We start from the raw sequence: 14,467 nt of genomic DNA, 5'->3' as shown, positions 1-14,467 counted from the left end.
AATTTGGCCTCAAACGCTCTTCACTGCGGCTCAGGCGGCGTATTTGACAACCGAGCGGATCGACTTGCCTTCGTGCATCAGGTCAAACGCCTCGTTGATGTCCTTGAGGCCCATGGTGTGCGTGACAAACGGCGCGAGCTGGATCTTGCCGGCCATGGCGTCTTCGACCATGCCGGGCAGCTCGCTGCGGCCCTTGACGCCGCCAAACGCCGTGCCCAGCCACTTGCGGCCGGTGACAAGCTGGAAGGGGCGGGTGCTGATCTCCTGGCCCGCGCCCGCCACGCCAATGATCACGCTCTGGCCCCAGCCGCGGTGCGCGCATTCCAGTGCCGCGCGCATCACGTTCACGTTGCCGATGCACTCGAAGCTGTGGTCCACGCCCCATGTCGTCATCTCCACGATGACTTGCTGGATCGGCTTGTCGAAGTCCTTGGGGTTCACGCAATCCGTAGCGCCGAACACCTTGGCCAGGTCGAACTTGGACGGATTGGTGTCGATGGCAATGATACGCCCTGCCTTGGCCAGCTTGGCGCCCTGGATCACGGCCAGGCCAATGCCGCCGAGGCCAAACACGGCCACGGTGTCGCCCTCCTGCACCTTGGCGGTGTTCTTCACGGCGCCCAGGCCCGTGGTCACGCCGCAGCCCAGCAGGCAGACCTGCTCGGGGTTGGCATCGGGGTTGACCTTGGCGAGCGACACCTCGGCCACCACCGTGTATTCGCTGAACGTGCTGCAGCCCATGTAGTGGTAGATGGGCTGGCCGTTGTAGGAAAAGCGCGTGGTGCCGTCGGGCATCACGCCCTTGCCCTGCGTGGCGCGCACGGCCACGCACAGGTTGGTCTTGCCGCTCTTGCAAAACAGGCACTCGCCGCATTCGGCGGTGTAAAGCGGAATCACATGGTCGCCGGGCTTCACGCTGGTCACGCCTTCGCCCACTTCCACCACGATGCCTGCGCCTTCATGGCCGAGCACCACGGGGAAAAGGCCTTCGGGGTCCTCGCCGCTCAGGGTGAAGGCGTCGGTGTGGCACACACCGGTGTCGGTGATCCGGATGAGGACTTCGCCCTTTTTGGGCGGGGCCACGTCGATTTCGACGATCTGCAGGGGTTCTCCGGCTTTGAAGGCTACGGCGGCGCGGGATTTCATGGGGTGGTCCTTTCGGTCAGTCGGGTAGATGGGGTGGGGGTTTCGGTCTATTTGAGGTAAGAGCGCAGCAGGGCCAGTGTCTCGTCGATCGCTGTCTGCGAGGGTGCCGGTTTTTCCGCCAGCGTCTCGCGCACATGGCTGTCCAGCAGGTCGGCCATCAGCCCGTGCACGGCGCCTCGCATGGCCGCCAGCTGCTGCAGGATGGGGGCGCAGTCACGGCCTGCTTGCACCGCGCGCTCCAGCGCCTCGGCCTGGCCCTTGATGCGGCGAAGGCGGGTGATGGCGCGTTGTTTGTCTTCGGCAGTGTGGGGCATGGGCAAGTGGTGGCTGGGCGTTCACTGGGGTGTACTGGGTGGCAGTATAAAAGACCAGCGCTTATTCTGTTTGCGCTGGGGGTATCAAAATGCCAGTTACTCAGGGAGAGTATTCGGTTGCTTGTACGAGCTCGCAGCCGATGGCCCATAAAAAAAACCCGCAGGCACTGCCTGCGGGCTTTGATGGTGTGGACGGCGCGCGGGGCGCCGTACCGATCAGCGCTTGGCCAGGGGCGGCACGTCGCGGCGCACGGAGCCCGTGAACAGCTGGCGTGGGCGGCCGATCTTGTACTCGGGGTCGCCGATCATTTCGTTCAGCTGGGCGATCCAGCCCACGGTGCGTGCCAGCGCGAAGATGCCGGTGAACAGGTTCACGGGGATGCCGATGGCGCGCTGCACGATGCCGGAGTAGAAGTCGACGTTGGGGTAGAGCTTGCGCGAGACGAAGTATTCGTCTTCCAGGGCGATCTTCTCCAGCTCCTTGGCCAGCTTGAACAGCGGGTCGTTTTCCAGGCCCAGCTCGGCCAGCACTTCGTTGCAGGTTTCCTGCATGAGCTTGGCGCGGGGGTCGTAGTTCTTGTACACGCGGTGGCCAAAGCCCATGAGCTTGACGCCGGAGTTCTTGTCCTTGACCTGCTTGATGAACTCGCCGATCTTCTCCACGCCGCCCTGGGCCTGGATGTCGTGCAGCATGTTCAGCGCGGCTTCGTTGGCGCCGCCGTGGGCGGGGCCCCACAGGCAGGCCACGCCAGCAGCAATGGCGGCAAACGGGTTGGTGCCCGACGAGCCGCACAGGCGCACGGTCGATGTGGAGGCGTTCTGTTCGTGGTCTGCGTGCAGGATGAAGATGCGGTCGAGCGCGCGCTCGAGCACGGGGTTGACCTTGTACTCTTCGCACGGTGTGCCGAACATCATGCGCAGGAAGTTGCCCGAGTAGCTCAGGTGGTTTTGCGGGTACATGTAGGGCTGGCCCATGCCGTACTTGTAGGCCATGGCGACCAGCGTGGGCATCTTGGCGATCAGGCGGATGGCGGCGATCTCACGGTGCTGCGGATTGTTGATGTCCGTGCTGTCGTGGTAGAAGGCCGACAGGGCACCCACCAGGCCGGTCAGCACGGCCATGGGGTGGGCATCGCGGCGAAAGCCGCGCAGGAAGAACTGCATCTGCTCGTTGACCATCGTGTGGTTGGTCACAAGCTTGTGGAAGTCGGTGCGCTGGGTCTCGTTGGGCAGCTCGCCCTTGAGCAGCAGGAAGCAGGTGTCCAGGTAGTCGCATTGCGTGGCCAGCTGCTCGATCGGATAACCGCGGTACAGCAGTTCGCCCTTGTCGCCATCGATATAGGTGATGGCCGACTGGGTGGCAGCTGTGGACAGGAAGCCTGGGTCATAGGTGAACATGCCCGTCTGCGCATACAGCTTGCGGATGTCGATGACGTCCGGGCCAATGCTGCCCTGGTAGACCGGCAGGTCCACGCTGGGGCTGCCGTTGCTGAAGGACAGGGTGGCTTTGTTGTCAGCTAGCTTCATTGTTACTTTCCTTAGGTTTGCCGATGATCATCCGGTCGGGTGGGGCTGGGGGCTTTTCAGAGCGGGGGAACCCGCTTGTCAGGCCGCCAGCACGGGGGTGCCGCCGCTTCGCCGCAGCATGCCCAGCACTTCATGCACCTCGGGCGCGTCCAGCGCCTCGTCGGGTTCCTTGCGGCACAGCAGCAAGTCCAGGAGGTCGTTGTCCGCAAGGTCCATCAGGGCGGCAAGGCCCTGGGCGTGGCGCTGGTTCAGTTCGGGCTCGAAACGTGCAAAGAACTGTTCGATGAACAGATCGTTTTCCAGCAAACCACGCCGGCAACGCCAGTGCAGCTTGCTGAGTTCGCGTTCCGTCAGCAGCGGCGAGGCTGCCGAGGGGGCGGTGGTGACGGTGGCACCCATGACGGTCGTGGTCCGCGGTCAGATGGCGCGACGCACCATCAGTTCCTTGATCTTGCCAATCGCCCGGGTGGGGTTCAGGCCCTTGGGGCACACGTCCACGCAGTTCATGATGGTGTGGCAGCGGAACAGGCGGTACGGGTCTTCCAGGTTATCGAGGCGCTCCGTGGTGGCTTCGTCGCGGCTGTCGGCGATGAAGCGGTAGGCCTGCAGCAGACCGGCGGGGCCCACGAACTTGTCGGGGTTCCACCAGAAGCTGGGGCAGCTGGTGGAGCAGCTGGCGCACAGAATGCACTCGTACAGGCCGTTGAGCTCTTCGCGCTCCTCGGGCGACTGCAGGCGCTCGGTTTCGGGCGGTACGTTGTCGTTGATGAGGTACGGCTTGATGGAGTTGTACTGCTTGAAGAACTGCGTCATGTCCACGATCAGGTCGCGGATGACTGGCAGGCCGGGCAGGGGCTTCAGGACCACGGTGCCGGGCAGCGTGTTCATGTTGGTCAGGCAGGCCAGGCCATTCTTGCCGTTGATGTTCATGGCATCCGAGCCACAGACACCTTCGCGGCAGGAGCGACGGAACGACAGGGTGGGGTCTTGCGCCTTGAGCTTCATCAGGGCGTCCAGCAGCATGCGTTCGCTGCCGTCGAGTTCCACTTCGACGGTCTGCATGTAGGGCTTGGCGTCCTTGTCAGGATCGTAGCGGTAGATTTGGAAGGTGCGTTTTGCCATGGTGGGTGCTCCTGTATCCGTTTAGAACGTGCGAACCTTGGGCGGAACTGAGTCCACGGTCAGGGGTTTGAGTTTGACGGGCTTGTAGGTCAGGCTGTTGCTCTCGCTGTGCCACAGGGTGTGCTTCATCCAGTTGGCATCGTCGCGGCCCAGTGGTGCCACCGGGTCGTCTGCGGGGCGCTCGTAGTCGCTCACGGTGTGGGCGCCGCGGCATTCCTTGCGGGCGGCGGCAGACACCATGGTGGCTTGCGCAGCTTCGATCAGGTTCTCGACTTCCAGTGCTTCGATGCGGGCGGTGTTGAACACCTTGGAGTGGTCCTTCAGGCCCACGCTGTTCACGCGGTTGCGCAGCTCGGCAATCTTCTTGACGCCTTCGTCCATGCTCGCCTGCGTGCGGAACACACCGGCATGCAGTTGCATGCTGGCGCGGATGTCGTTGGCCACGTCCTGGGCGTATTCGCCGCTGCTGGCGCCTTGCAGGCGGTTGAGGCGTTCCAGGGTGCGGTCGGCCGCATCCTTGGGCAGGGGCTTGTGGTTCTTGTTCTTGTCGTTGAACTCGACGATGTGGTTGCCAGCAGCGCGGCCGAACACCAGCAGGTCCAGCAGCGAGTTGGTGCCCAGGCGGTTGGCGCCGTGCACCGATACGCAAGAGCATTCGCCCACTGCATAAAGGCCGTTGACCACGAGGTTGTCGTTGCCGCCTTGCTGCACCACGACCTGGCCATTGATGTTGGTGGGGATGCCACCCATCTGGTAGTGGATGGTGGGCACCACGGGGATCGGCTCTTTGGTGATGTCCACGTTGGCGAAGTTGACGCCGATTTCATACACCGAAGGCAGGCGCTTGTGGATGGTTTCTGCGCCCAGGTGGTCCAGCTTGAGCAGCACGTAGTCCTTGTTGGGACCACAGCCACGGCCTTCCTTGATTTCCTGGTCCATCGAGCGGGACACGAAGTCGCGCGGTGCCAGGTCCTTCAGGGTGGGCGCATAGCGCTCCATGAAGCGCTCACCATTGCTGTTGAGCAGGATGGCGCCTTCACCACGGCAGCCTTCGGTCAGCAGCACGCCCGCGCCGGCCACGCCGGTGGGGTGGAACTGCCAGAACTCCATGTCTTCCAGCGGAATGCCAGCGCGCGCGGCCATGCCCAGACCGTCACCGGTGTTGATGAAGGCGTTGGTCGATGCGGCAAAGATGCGGCCTGCGCCACCGGTGGCCAGCAGCGTGGTCTTGGCTTCCAGGATGTGCAGGTCGCCGGTTTCCATCTCCAGCGCCGTCACACCCACCACGTCGCCGTCGGCGTCGCGGATCAGGTCCAGGGCCATCCACTCCACAAAGAAGTTGGTGCGGGCCTTGACGTTTTGCTGGTACAGCGTGTGCAGCATGGCGTGGCCCGTACGGTCGGCTGCAGCGCAAGCGCGTTGCACGGGCTTTTCGCCATAGTTGGCGGTATGGCCGCCGAAGGGGCGCTGGTAGATCGTGCCGTCGGTGTTGCGGTCAAACGGCATGCCCATGTGCTCCAGGTCGTACACGACCTTGGGGGCTTCGCGGCACATGAACTCGATGGCATCTTGGTCGCCGAGCCAGTCGGAACCCTTGATGGTGTCGTAGAAGTGGTAGTGCCAGTTGTCCTCGGACATGTTGCCCAGCGACGCGCCGATGCCGCCCTGGGCCGCCACGGTGTGCGAACGGGTGGGGAATACCTTGGAGAGGACCGCAACGTTCAGGCCCGCGCGGGCCAGTTGCAGGGATGCCCGCATGCCGGAGCCACCGGCTCCGATAATGATGACGTCAAACTTGCGCTTGGTGATGTTGGCTTGTGTGTAGCTCATTGTGTACCTTCAATCGCGGGAATCAGAGACGCCACAGAACCTGGATGCCCCAGCCAGCGCAGCTGACCAGCCAGACAATGGCGAACACTTGCAGTGCCAGGCGCAGGCCCACGGGCTTGATGTAGTCCATCAGGACTTCGCGCAGGCCGACCCACGCGTGCCAGGCGATCGCGACGATCACGGAGAAGGTCAGCACCTTCATCCACTGGGCCGAGAAGATGCCCGCCCATTTGTCGTAGCCGATGGGGCCTTTGGAAAAGATGACCTGGGCCAGCAGGGCCAGGGTGAACAGCGCCATCAGCACTGCCGTGACGCGCTGGCTGAGCCAGTCGCGCAGGCCATAGTGGGCGCCGACGACGACGCGCTTGGAACCGTAATTGACGGACATGGGAAATTCCTCTCGATTTTTGTGGGCGGTCACGGCTCGGCCGTGTCTGCAAAAATGCGGTTGATCAGTACAGGCCGAAGAGCTTGGCACCCAGCACCAGGGTCAGGCCGATGCTGATGGCGAGCACCACCAGGGCCGACGTCTTGCCGAATTCCTTGTTCACGGCGCTGTGGCTCACATCCATCCACAGGTGGCGCAGCCCGGCCGTGAAGTGGTGCAGGTACGACCAGATCAGCGCCAGTGCCACCAGCTTCACGAACCAGCCCGGAACAAAGCCGATACCGGTGCTGAAGGCTGCAGAGAACCGTGCGAAAGAGTATTCGGAGGACACCGAGGTGTCGAACATCCAGATGATGAAAGGCAGCAGCAGGAACATGATCAGCCCGCTGCCCCGGTGCAGGATGGACACCCACGCTGCGGGTGTCATGCGGTAGGTCGTCAGGTCCTTGAAGGCATTGATGTTGCGGAATTCAGGCCGTTTTTTGGCGAGTTCTGTCATGTTGTGTGCTTTCGTGGATGTAACTGCTTTGTAATTTGAAGATGCAAAGAACGCAAAATTCTATTGCAACGCAACAATAAGGGTTTTGACCAGACCCGAATTATTGACGTTTGCAGTCAGGTGCCAGCCCGGTGTCAGCTCAGTTCGTTGCGGTAATGGTGGGTATCGGTGAGATAAAGCCCGCGCCGTAACTCCATCGGAACATCGTTGTAGGTGTAGGCAATACGTTCGACGCTCAAAAGGGGGGTGTTCACGGTGATCTGCAGCAGTTGCGCCTGCTCAGCGTCGGGGAGTACGGCCCGGATTTTCTCTTGGGCGCGCACCATGCGCACGCCAAAATCCAGTTCGAACATGGCGTAGGTCGGCCCCTGGTAGTTGGCGAGCTGGTCTGCCGTCAGCCCTTTGAAAGCTTGCCCGGGGAGCCAGATATCTTCCAGGATGGTCGGGACACCTGCAAAAGAAAGAATGCGCCTGGCCTGCATCACGGCGTCTCCGCTGCGCAAGGCCAGTGCGCGGGCCACATCCGCGCTCGCACGGACGCGGCGGCAGTCGATCACCGTGCGCTGGGCCGGCCCTTCCACCCGCGCATCGCCCGTATCGGGAAGCAGCTTCAAAAAGCGGTATTGAACATGTTGTTCCGCATGGGTGGCGACAAATGTGCCCTTGCCCTGGCGGCGCATGACAAGGTTTTCGGCCGCCAGCTCGTCAATGGCCTTGCGCACCGTGCCCTGGCTCACGCGAAACCGCGCGGCAAGCTCCATCTCGCTGGGAATGGCCTCGCCGGGCTTCCATTCGCCCTGCTGCAGGCTCTGGAGGATGAGTCCCTTGATCTGCTGGTACAGCGGACTGAATGCCGGCGTGGCATTGCCAGCGACGCCGGATGGCGTGCCGGTGGGGTCAGCGGCGTACGGAAGGGATGACATGGCAGGAGAATGCAGTGGACGCCTGGTGGGTGCGTGGCGGGGGTATCAGCGGGTATCAATCATATCTTATATAAGACATAAGACAAATTGACCCGACGCGCCGATCAGCAGTACAATCCAAGGCTGTTTTGCGGGGCACGGGCTGCTGGTAACAGACGCAGGTGCTTGGCTTTCATCACCGTTTCTGTTTTTCACTTCCTGGAGTTTTTCACCATGAGCAAGAAGCCTGTTCGCGTGGCCGTCACCGGCGCCGCTGGCCAAATTGGTTACGCCCTGCTGTTCCGTATTGCCTCCGGCGAAATGCTGGGCAAGGACCAGCCCGTCATCCTCCAGCTGCTCGAAGTGCCCGTGGAAGGCCCCCAGAAGGCGCTCAAGGGCGTGATGATGGAGCTCGATGACTGCGCATTCCCCCTGCTGGTGGGCATGGAAGCCCACAGCGACCCCATGACCGCCTTCAAGGATGCCGACTACGCGTTGCTGGTCGGTTCGCGCCCCCGTGGCCCCGGCATGGAGCGTGCCGAGCTGCTGGCCGTCAACGGCGCCATCTTCACGGCACAGGGCAAGGCCCTGAACGCCGTGGCTTCGCGCAACGTGAAGGTGCTGGTGGTGGGCAACCCTGCCAACACCAACGCCTACATCGCCATGAAGTCGGCTCCAGATCTGCCCCGCAAGAACTTCACCGCCATGCTGCGCCTGGACCACAACCGCGCCGCGAGCCAGATCGCTGCCAAGACCGGCAAGGCCGTGGCCGACATCGAGAAGCTGACCGTCTGGGGCAACCACTCGCCCACGATGTATGCCGACTACCGCTTCGCCACCATCAACGGTGAGAGCGTCGCCAAGATGATCAACGACCAGGAATGGAACGCCAACACCTTCCTGCCCACCGTGGGCAAGCGCGGCGCGGCCATCATCGAAGCCCGCGGCCTGTCGTCGGCAGCCTCCGCGGCCAATGCCGCCATTGACCACATGCGCGACTGGGCCCTGGGTACCAACGGCAAGTGGGTCACCATGGGCGTGCCCTCGGATGGCCAGTACGGCATTCCCAAGGACACCATGTTCGGCTTCCCCGTCACCTGCGAAAACGGCGAATACAAAGTGGTGGAAGGTCTGGAGATCGACACGTTCTCGCAAGAGCGCATCAACACCACGCTGGCTGAGCTGCAAGGCGAGCAAGACGGCGTGAAGCACCTGCTGTAAACCAGGTAAGCGCCATGCAGCCGACGCCACAGGCATCGGGCCCTGATCGGGCCGCCCGGGTCCCCGCACAGGGGCAGGGCGCTGCGCCAATCCATCCACGCGATGTGTTGCTGGGCGCCCAGGCGCAGACGGGTTTCCTGCCGGTCTGCGACCACTACAGCGGCGTCGAAGCGCGCATGCGCAAGAGCCTGCAGCTGCAGGCGGAAATGATGCAGGAGTTCGGTACCTGCGTCTTTGATGTCACCCTCGACTGTGAAGATGGCGCCCCCGTCGGCCTCGAAGCTGACCATGCCCGGCTGGTTGCCAGCCTGGCCGGCGGCGCTGCGCCAGGTGCGCGCGTAGCGGCCCGGGTCCACGCGGTGGACCATCCGGCGTTTGCCAATGACGTCGCCACGATCGCGGGCGAGGCGGGCCACCGGCTCAGCCACATCATGCTGCCCAAGGTGGAATCTGTGGACGATGTGCTCAAGGCGGAGCGCGCGCTGGAACAGGCCTCTCCGGCTTTGGTGCCGATCCATGCCCTCATCGAATCTCCGGCCGCAGTGCACAGAGCGTTCGAGATCGCCGCGCACCCCCGCGTGCAGAGCCTGAGCTTTGGGCTCATGGATTTTGTGTCGGCCCATGCTGGCGCGATACCGGCACAGGGCATGAGCTCAACCGGACAGTTTTCGCACCCCCTGGTGGTGCGTGCCAAGCTGGAAATCGCCGCTGCCTGCCATGCCCATGGCAAGGTGCCGTCGCATTGCGTTGTCACCGAGTTTTCCGATACGTCGGCCTTGCACCGCGCCGCCAGCCAAGCTGCGCGCGAGCTGGGTTACACCCGCATGTGGAGCATCCATCCGGCCCAGATCCGGCCCATCCTGCAGGCATTTGCACCTGCGCAGGATGACATTGAGGTTGCTTCAAAAATAATAGCTGCCGCCGCAGATTCTGATTGGGCTCCGATCAGTTTTGAGGGTGTGTTGCACGACCGTGCGAGCTACCGTTTTTACTGGCAGTTGCTTGAGCGCGCCCACAGCACCGGGCGTGCACTTCCCGATTCCGTGCGCCATTGGTTTGGCGATCCGGCCTCCGTTCCATCGTGAACACTCCTGAATCCTTCTCGCAGGACCACCCATGAAATCCTTCATTGCTTCCGCATTGATGCTGCTCGTTCCGGCGCTTGCCGTGGCGCAAACTCCCGCCAAGCCCGAGGTCAAGGCTTCGGCCAAGCCGGCTGCCAAGCCCGCCAAGACTGCGGAAAAGGCGCCCGCCGCCAAGAAGTCCGCGGTGGCCAAATCCGAGGGCACCAGCAGCCGCACGCAGCTCAAGAGCGCGGCCAACCAGGTGGCTACCGGCATCATCGCGGCCGAAGCAGCCTTGTCTCCTGACGAACTCGCCATTGCAGAGCGGGTGCATGTCGGCCGCATCCCCTGTGAGCTGGGTGCGTTCGTCACCGTGTCGCCCGAGCCCGCGAGCCCGGGGCACTTTCACATCGAAGGCAAGGGCTTCAAGTACTTCATGGCGCCTGTGGCTACCACCACGGGGACGGTGCGCCTGGAGGACAAAAAGGGCGGAGCGGTGTGGCTTCAGATTGCCAACAAATCCATGCTCATGAACCAGAAACTTGGCCAGCGCCTGGCCGATGAGTGCATGAGCCCTGAGCAGATCATCGTGGCCGAAGCCATCAAGAAGAACCCCCCTGTGAGCGTGCTGGAGCCTCTCAAGTAGCCCACGCGCCGCGGGGCTATTCGCCCCTGAAAAAAACAACACCCTGTGCGTGCAGCACGAAAGCCCGTGTGCCGAGGCTGATTTCGCACGCCACCCCACTTTAGAACGCAACCGGAGAAAACTGATGTTGAAAGCCTACCGTGACCATGTTGCAGAGCGCGCTGCTCTGGGCATTCCGCCCCTGCCCTTGAGCGCCAAGCAGACCAGCGAACTGATCGAGCTCCTCAAGAACCCTCCAGCTGGCGAAGAAGCCATGCTGGTCGACCTGATCACCCACCGCGTGCCTGCCGGTGTGGACGATGCCGCCAAGGTGAAGGCCAGCTACCTGGCGGCTGTGGCGCACGGTACCGAGGTGTGCACCCTCATTGGCCGCGAGCGCGCAACGCAGCTCCTGGGCACCATGCTGGGTGGCTACAACCTCACGCCGCTGATCGACCTGCTGGACGATGCTGCGGTGGCGTCCGTCGCCGCCGAAGCGCTCAAGAAGACGCTCTTGATGTTCGACCAGTTCCATGACGTCAAGGAAAAGGCCGACAAGGGCAATACCTTCGCCAAGGCCGTGCTGCAGAGCTGGGCCGACGCCGAGTGGTTCACCAGCCGCCCCGAAGTGCCCCAGAGCATCAAGCTCACCGTGCTCAAGGTTACCGGCGAGACCAACACCGACGATTTGTCGCCCGCCCCCGACGCCTGGAGCCGCCCCGACATCCCGCTGCATGCGCTGGCCATGCTCAAGAACAAGCGCGACGGCATCACGCCTGAAGAAGACGGCAAGCGCGGCCCGGTGAAGTTCATCGAAGACCTGCGCGCCAAGGGCAACCTGGTGGCCTATGTGGGTGACGTGGTCGGCACGGGTTCCAGCCGCAAGTCGGCCACCAACAGTGTGCTGTGGTTCACCGGCGAAGACATTCCGTTTGTGCCCAACAAGCGGTTTGGCGGCGTCTGCCTGGGCAGCAAGATTGCTCCCATCTTCTACAACACCATGGAAGACGCGGGCGCGCTGCCGATCGAGCTGGACGTGAGCCAGATGCACATGGGCGACGAGATCGAACTGCTGCCCTACGCCGGCAAGGCGCTCAAGGACGGCAACGTGATTGCCGAATTCGAAGTCAAGAGCGAAGTGCTGTTTGACGAAGTGCGTGCCGGCGGCCGCATTCCGCTGATCATCGGCCGCGGCCTGACCACCAAGGCCCGCGAAGCCCTGGGCCTGCCCCCATCCACGCTGTTCCGCCTGCCCCAGGTGCCCGCTGCCACCGGCAAGGGCTTCACCCTGGCGCAAAAGATGGTGGGCCGTGCCTGCGGTCTGCCCGAAGGCCAGGGCGTGGTGCCCGGCACGTACTGCGAACCCCGCATGACCTCGGTGGGTTCGCAAGACACCACCGGCCCGATGACCCGCGACGAACTGAAGGACCTGGCCTGCCTGGGCTTCAGCTCCGACCTGGTGATGCAGTCGTTCTGCCACACGGCCGCTTACCCCAAGCCCGTGGACGTGAAGATGCACCACGAGCTGCCGGACTTCATCAGCACGCGCGGCGGCATCTCGCTCAAGCCCGGCGACGGCATCATCCACAGCTGGCTCAACCGCATGCTGCTGCCCGATACCGTGGGCACAGGCGGCGATTCGCACACCCGCTTCCCCATCGGCATCAGCTTCCCCGCAGGTTCCGGCCTGGTGGCTTTTGCCGCTGCCACGGGCGTGATGCCCCTCGATATGCCCGAATCGGTGCTGGTGCGCTTCAAGGGCCAGATGCAACCGGGCGTGACGCTGCGTGACCTGGTGCATGCCATTCCGCTGTACGCCATCAAGGCAGGCCTGCTGACAGTGGAAAAGCAGGGCAAGAAGAACATCTTCTCGGGCCGCATCCTTGAGATCGAAGGCTTGCCCGACATGAAGGTGGAACAGGCGTTCGAGCTGTCCGACGCGTCGGCTGAGCGCTCTGCAGCGGGCTGCACCGTCCGCCTGAACAAGGAACCCGTGATCGAGTACATCAACTCGAACATCGTGCTGCTCAAGAACATGATCGCCCAGGGCTACGCCGACGCACGCACCATCGGCCGCCGCATCAAGGCCATGGAAGCCTGGCTGGCCAACCCGCAGCTGCTGGCGCCCGACGAAGACGCCGAGTACGCGGCCGTGATCGAGATCGACCTGTCCGAGATCACCGAGCCGATCGTGTGCTGCCCCAACGATCCGGACGACGCCAAGACGCTGTCGGACGTGGCTGGCGCCAAGATTGACGAAGTGTTCATTGGCTCGTGTATGACCAACATCGGCCACTTCCGCGCAGCTTCCAAGCTGCTCGAAGGCAAGAAGGACATTCCGGTAAAACTGTGGATGGCCCCACCCACCAAGATGGATGCGCACCAGCTCACCGAAGAAGGCCATTACGGCGTGTTCGGCGCGGCCGGTGCCCGTATGGAAATGCCCGGCTGCTCACTGTGCATGGGCAACCAGGCACAGGTGAAGGAAGGCGCTACCGTGATGTCCACCAGCACGCGCAACTTCCCCAACCGCTTGGGCAAGAACACCAACGTGTATCTGGGTTCGGCAGAACTCTCGGCCATCTGCTCCAAGCTGGGCCGCATTCCTTCCAAGGAAGAGTACCTGGCCGACATTGGTGTCATCAACCAGAACGGCGACAAGATCTACAAGTACATGAACTTCGACCAGATCGCCGAGTTCAAGGAAGTGGCAGACGGCGTGACCGCCTGATTGGCGGCGCGGTGGCGCGGATAGCGCCCTGTCCAATAAAAGAAAAGCGGCTCCAGGAGCCGCTTTTTTCATGCGCTGGGGCGTCGCTATGTTGCGACCCTATGCCAGACCCTGAGACGCTTATCGGCGATACGGCTTGCGCTGGTCGCGGTCTTCGCCGATTTCGTGGCCTACCAGCGCACCGGCAGCGGCACCGCCAATGGTGCCGACCGGACCGCCGAAGATGGCGTTACCGGCGACCCCGCCTACGACAGCGCCTACGCCCGTTCCGACTTGTGCGCCAGTAGGGTTCGATGCGCAGCCGCCAAGGGCCAGGGCTGCAGTGCAAGTGGTTGCGAGGAGTATGTGACGGATTTTCATGGCAGGAGTCCTTTATGAATGGATCCAGGCCCTGATGCCCGTCTGCTGTTTGCGGAGGGGCTTGGCCTGTGCCTTTACTATCGACTCTGCCCGCAGGGCTGCGCGTAGGCAGGCTTGGCGTGCGTGTGTAGGACGGGGCGGGCTTGGGAATGCGTTCAAGGCAAACGCTGAAAACCCCTCGCGCGCCGCGCACTCCGGCTTTGGGCGGTCTGAGGCGTTGCACATCCTGGCCGCAGCTGCGATTTGCGCCTTGCATCCCGTCCCGAATGGGTGACCGCGCCACAGGGTTTATTTTGCGGCGGCTTAACCCGGGCGCAGGCAGATCGTGACCAGCAGCGAGGCGTGCTCCACCGCCTTGAGCGAGTGCAGCGCGCGGGGGGCCAGATGCACAAAGTCGCCGGGGTGCAACTGCTGGTTTCCGTCCTCGGTGGTGAACTCGACCACGCCTTCAAGGCATTGCACGGTGGCTTCCCCCGGTGTCTGGTGCTCCTTCATGGATTTGCCTGCGGGCAGTACCACGCGCATGACCTCGAGCTGGCCCGCCTTGAGAATGGCGGCAGTGACAGCCTCAGGCAGGCGGTCGCCCAGAGGGCGCACGCTCACGATCTGGCCGGATTGGGCGTGGGGCAGGGCCATGGCTATCTCCTTCTTCGGCCCCGGCGCCCAAGGGGATCCACGAGCACGGGGCGCCGGTGATGGGGCTTACTTTGCCTGCAGTTGGCGCCCTGCGCAAGGCGG

General features: G+C 63.2%; 15 protein-coding genes. 4 read left to right on the top strand and 11 right to left on the bottom strand.

Annotation, left to right across the window (positions count from 1 at the left end):
- Nucleotides 1-30: 30 nt before the first annotated feature.
- From KYG_RS16400 to KYG_RS16360, 9 genes are all read right to left on the bottom strand, one after another.
- A complete protein-coding gene (locus KYG_RS16400; protein ID WP_008906051.1) occupies nucleotides 31-1,146 on the bottom strand; it encodes an S-(hydroxymethyl)glutathione dehydrogenase/class III alcohol dehydrogenase in 1,116 nt (371 codons plus the stop codon).
- A gap of 47 nt (nucleotides 1,147-1,193) precedes the next feature.
- Nucleotides 1,194-1,460 (bottom strand): metal/formaldehyde-sensitive transcriptional repressor, encoded by a 267-nt coding sequence (locus KYG_RS16395; RefSeq protein WP_008906050.1) that lies wholly within the window; start codon nucleotides 1,458-1,460, stop codon nucleotides 1,194-1,196.
- A 216-nt stretch (nucleotides 1,461-1,676) separates the two neighbouring features.
- A complete protein-coding gene (locus KYG_RS16390) occupies nucleotides 1,677-2,987 on the bottom strand; it encodes a citrate synthase (RefSeq protein WP_008906049.1) in 1,311 nt (436 codons plus the stop codon).
- 78 nt (nucleotides 2,988-3,065) lie between these two features.
- Complete coding sequence (locus tag KYG_RS16385; RefSeq protein ID WP_008906048.1) at nucleotides 3,066-3,386, bottom strand: succinate dehydrogenase assembly factor 2; 321 nt, start codon at nucleotides 3,384-3,386, stop codon at nucleotides 3,066-3,068.
- Between the two features lie 18 nt (nucleotides 3,387-3,404).
- The gene (locus tag KYG_RS16380) at nucleotides 3,405-4,109 is read right to left on the bottom strand and encodes a succinate dehydrogenase iron-sulfur subunit (protein ID WP_008906047.1); all 705 of its coding nucleotides are present in this window, start codon (nucleotides 4,107-4,109) and stop codon (nucleotides 3,405-3,407) included.
- A gap of 21 nt (nucleotides 4,110-4,130) precedes the next feature.
- Entirely contained in the window at nucleotides 4,131-5,939 is a 1,809-nt protein-coding gene (gene sdhA, locus KYG_RS16375) for a succinate dehydrogenase flavoprotein subunit (RefSeq protein WP_008906046.1), read from the bottom strand.
- Between the two features lie 22 nt (nucleotides 5,940-5,961).
- Nucleotides 5,962-6,327: a succinate dehydrogenase, hydrophobic membrane anchor protein gene (sdhD, locus tag KYG_RS16370; RefSeq protein WP_008906045.1), complete on the bottom strand. Its 366-nt coding sequence runs from the start codon at nucleotides 6,325-6,327 to the stop codon at nucleotides 5,962-5,964.
- Between the two features lie 64 nt (nucleotides 6,328-6,391).
- Entirely contained in the window at nucleotides 6,392-6,826 is a 435-nt protein-coding gene (sdhC, locus tag KYG_RS16365; protein ID WP_008906044.1) for a succinate dehydrogenase, cytochrome b556 subunit, read from the bottom strand.
- 134 nt (nucleotides 6,827-6,960) lie between these two features.
- Complete coding sequence (locus KYG_RS16360; protein WP_008906043.1) at nucleotides 6,961-7,749, bottom strand: GntR family transcriptional regulator; 789 nt, start codon at nucleotides 7,747-7,749, stop codon at nucleotides 6,961-6,963.
- A 213-nt stretch (nucleotides 7,750-7,962) separates the two neighbouring features.
- On the opposite strand from KYG_RS16360, the gene KYG_RS16355 reads away from it, so the two are divergent.
- From KYG_RS16355 to acnB, 4 genes are all read left to right on the top strand, one after another.
- Nucleotides 7,963-8,949: a malate dehydrogenase gene (locus KYG_RS16355; RefSeq protein WP_008906042.1), complete on the top strand. Its 987-nt coding sequence runs from the start codon at nucleotides 7,963-7,965 to the stop codon at nucleotides 8,947-8,949.
- Nucleotides 8,950-8,963: 14 nt separating this feature from the next.
- Nucleotides 8,964-10,034 (top strand): CoA ester lyase, encoded by a 1,071-nt coding sequence (locus tag KYG_RS16350; protein WP_182119813.1) that lies wholly within the window; start codon nucleotides 8,964-8,966, stop codon nucleotides 10,032-10,034.
- 31 nt (nucleotides 10,035-10,065) lie between these two features.
- Nucleotides 10,066-10,659: a hypothetical protein gene (locus KYG_RS16345; protein WP_008906040.1), complete on the top strand. Its 594-nt coding sequence runs from the start codon at nucleotides 10,066-10,068 to the stop codon at nucleotides 10,657-10,659.
- Between the two features lie 124 nt (nucleotides 10,660-10,783).
- On the top strand, nucleotides 10,784-13,369 hold the full coding sequence (gene acnB / locus KYG_RS16340; RefSeq protein WP_008906039.1) for a bifunctional aconitate hydratase 2/2-methylisocitrate dehydratase: 2,586 nt from the start codon (nucleotides 10,784-10,786) through the stop codon (nucleotides 13,367-13,369).
- Nucleotides 13,370-13,489: 120 nt separating this feature from the next.
- Here acnB and KYG_RS23945 read toward each other — a convergent pair whose 3' ends face one another.
- Together KYG_RS23945 and KYG_RS16335 are read right to left on the bottom strand one after the other, a co-directional pair.
- Nucleotides 13,490-13,729, bottom strand: a complete 240-nt coding sequence (locus KYG_RS23945; RefSeq protein ID WP_085942600.1) for a glycine zipper 2TM domain-containing protein — start codon at nucleotides 13,727-13,729, stop codon at nucleotides 13,490-13,492.
- A gap of 303 nt (nucleotides 13,730-14,032) precedes the next feature.
- Nucleotides 14,033-14,365 carry a cupin domain-containing protein gene (locus KYG_RS16335; protein ID WP_008906038.1) on the bottom strand — a complete coding sequence of 111 codons (333 nt, stop codon included), beginning with the start codon at nucleotides 14,363-14,365 and terminating at the stop codon, nucleotides 14,033-14,035.
- Nucleotides 14,366-14,467 lie beyond the last annotated feature (102 nt).

It is taken from the genome of Acidovorax sp. NO-1, from assembly GCF_000238595.1.
GTDB lineage: Bacteria > Pseudomonadota > Gammaproteobacteria > Burkholderiales > Burkholderiaceae_C > Acidovorax.
Note: the sequence above shows the minus strand (reverse complement) of the source record. Positions and strands in the feature narration are given on the sequence as shown.

Coding starts and splice junctions, on each gene's coding strand:
- KYG_RS16400 (WP_008906051.1), bottom strand. CDS start 1,146: ATGAAATCCCGCGCCGCCGTAGCCTTCAAAGCCGGAGAACCCCTGCAG.
- KYG_RS16395 (WP_008906050.1), bottom strand. CDS start 1,460: ATGCCCCACACTGCCGAAGACAAACAACGCGCCATCACCCGCCTTCGC.
- KYG_RS16390 (WP_008906049.1), bottom strand. CDS start 2,987: ATGAAGCTAGCTGACAACAAAGCCACCCTGTCCTTCAGCAACGGCAGC.
- KYG_RS16385 (WP_008906048.1), bottom strand. CDS start 3,386: ATGGGTGCCACCGTCACCACCGCCCCCTCGGCAGCCTCGCCGCTGCTG.
- KYG_RS16380 (WP_008906047.1), bottom strand. CDS start 4,109: ATGGCAAAACGCACCTTCCAAATCTACCGCTACGATCCTGACAAGGAC.
- sdhA (WP_008906046.1), bottom strand. CDS start 5,939: ATGAGCTACACACAAGCCAACATCACCAAGCGCAAGTTTGACGTCATC.
- sdhD (WP_008906045.1), bottom strand. CDS start 6,327: ATGTCCGTCAATTACGGTTCCAAGCGCGTCGTCGTCGGCGCCCACTAT.
- sdhC (WP_008906044.1), bottom strand. CDS start 6,826: ATGACAGAACTCGCCAAAAAACGGCCTGAATTCCGCAACATCAATGCC.
- KYG_RS16360 (WP_008906043.1), bottom strand. CDS start 7,749: ATGTCATCCCTTCCGTACGCCGCTGACCCCACCGGCACGCCATCCGGC.
- KYG_RS16355 (WP_008906042.1), top strand. CDS start 7,963: ATGAGCAAGAAGCCTGTTCGCGTGGCCGTCACCGGCGCCGCTGGCCAA.
- KYG_RS16350 (WP_182119813.1), top strand. CDS start 8,964: ATGCAGCCGACGCCACAGGCATCGGGCCCTGATCGGGCCGCCCGGGTC.
- KYG_RS16345 (WP_008906040.1), top strand. CDS start 10,066: ATGAAATCCTTCATTGCTTCCGCATTGATGCTGCTCGTTCCGGCGCTT.
- acnB (WP_008906039.1), top strand. CDS start 10,784: ATGTTGAAAGCCTACCGTGACCATGTTGCAGAGCGCGCTGCTCTGGGC.
- KYG_RS23945 (WP_085942600.1), bottom strand. CDS start 13,729: ATGAAAATCCGTCACATACTCCTCGCAACCACTTGCACTGCAGCCCTG.
- KYG_RS16335 (WP_008906038.1), bottom strand. CDS start 14,365: ATGGCCCTGCCCCACGCCCAATCCGGCCAGATCGTGAGCGTGCGCCCT.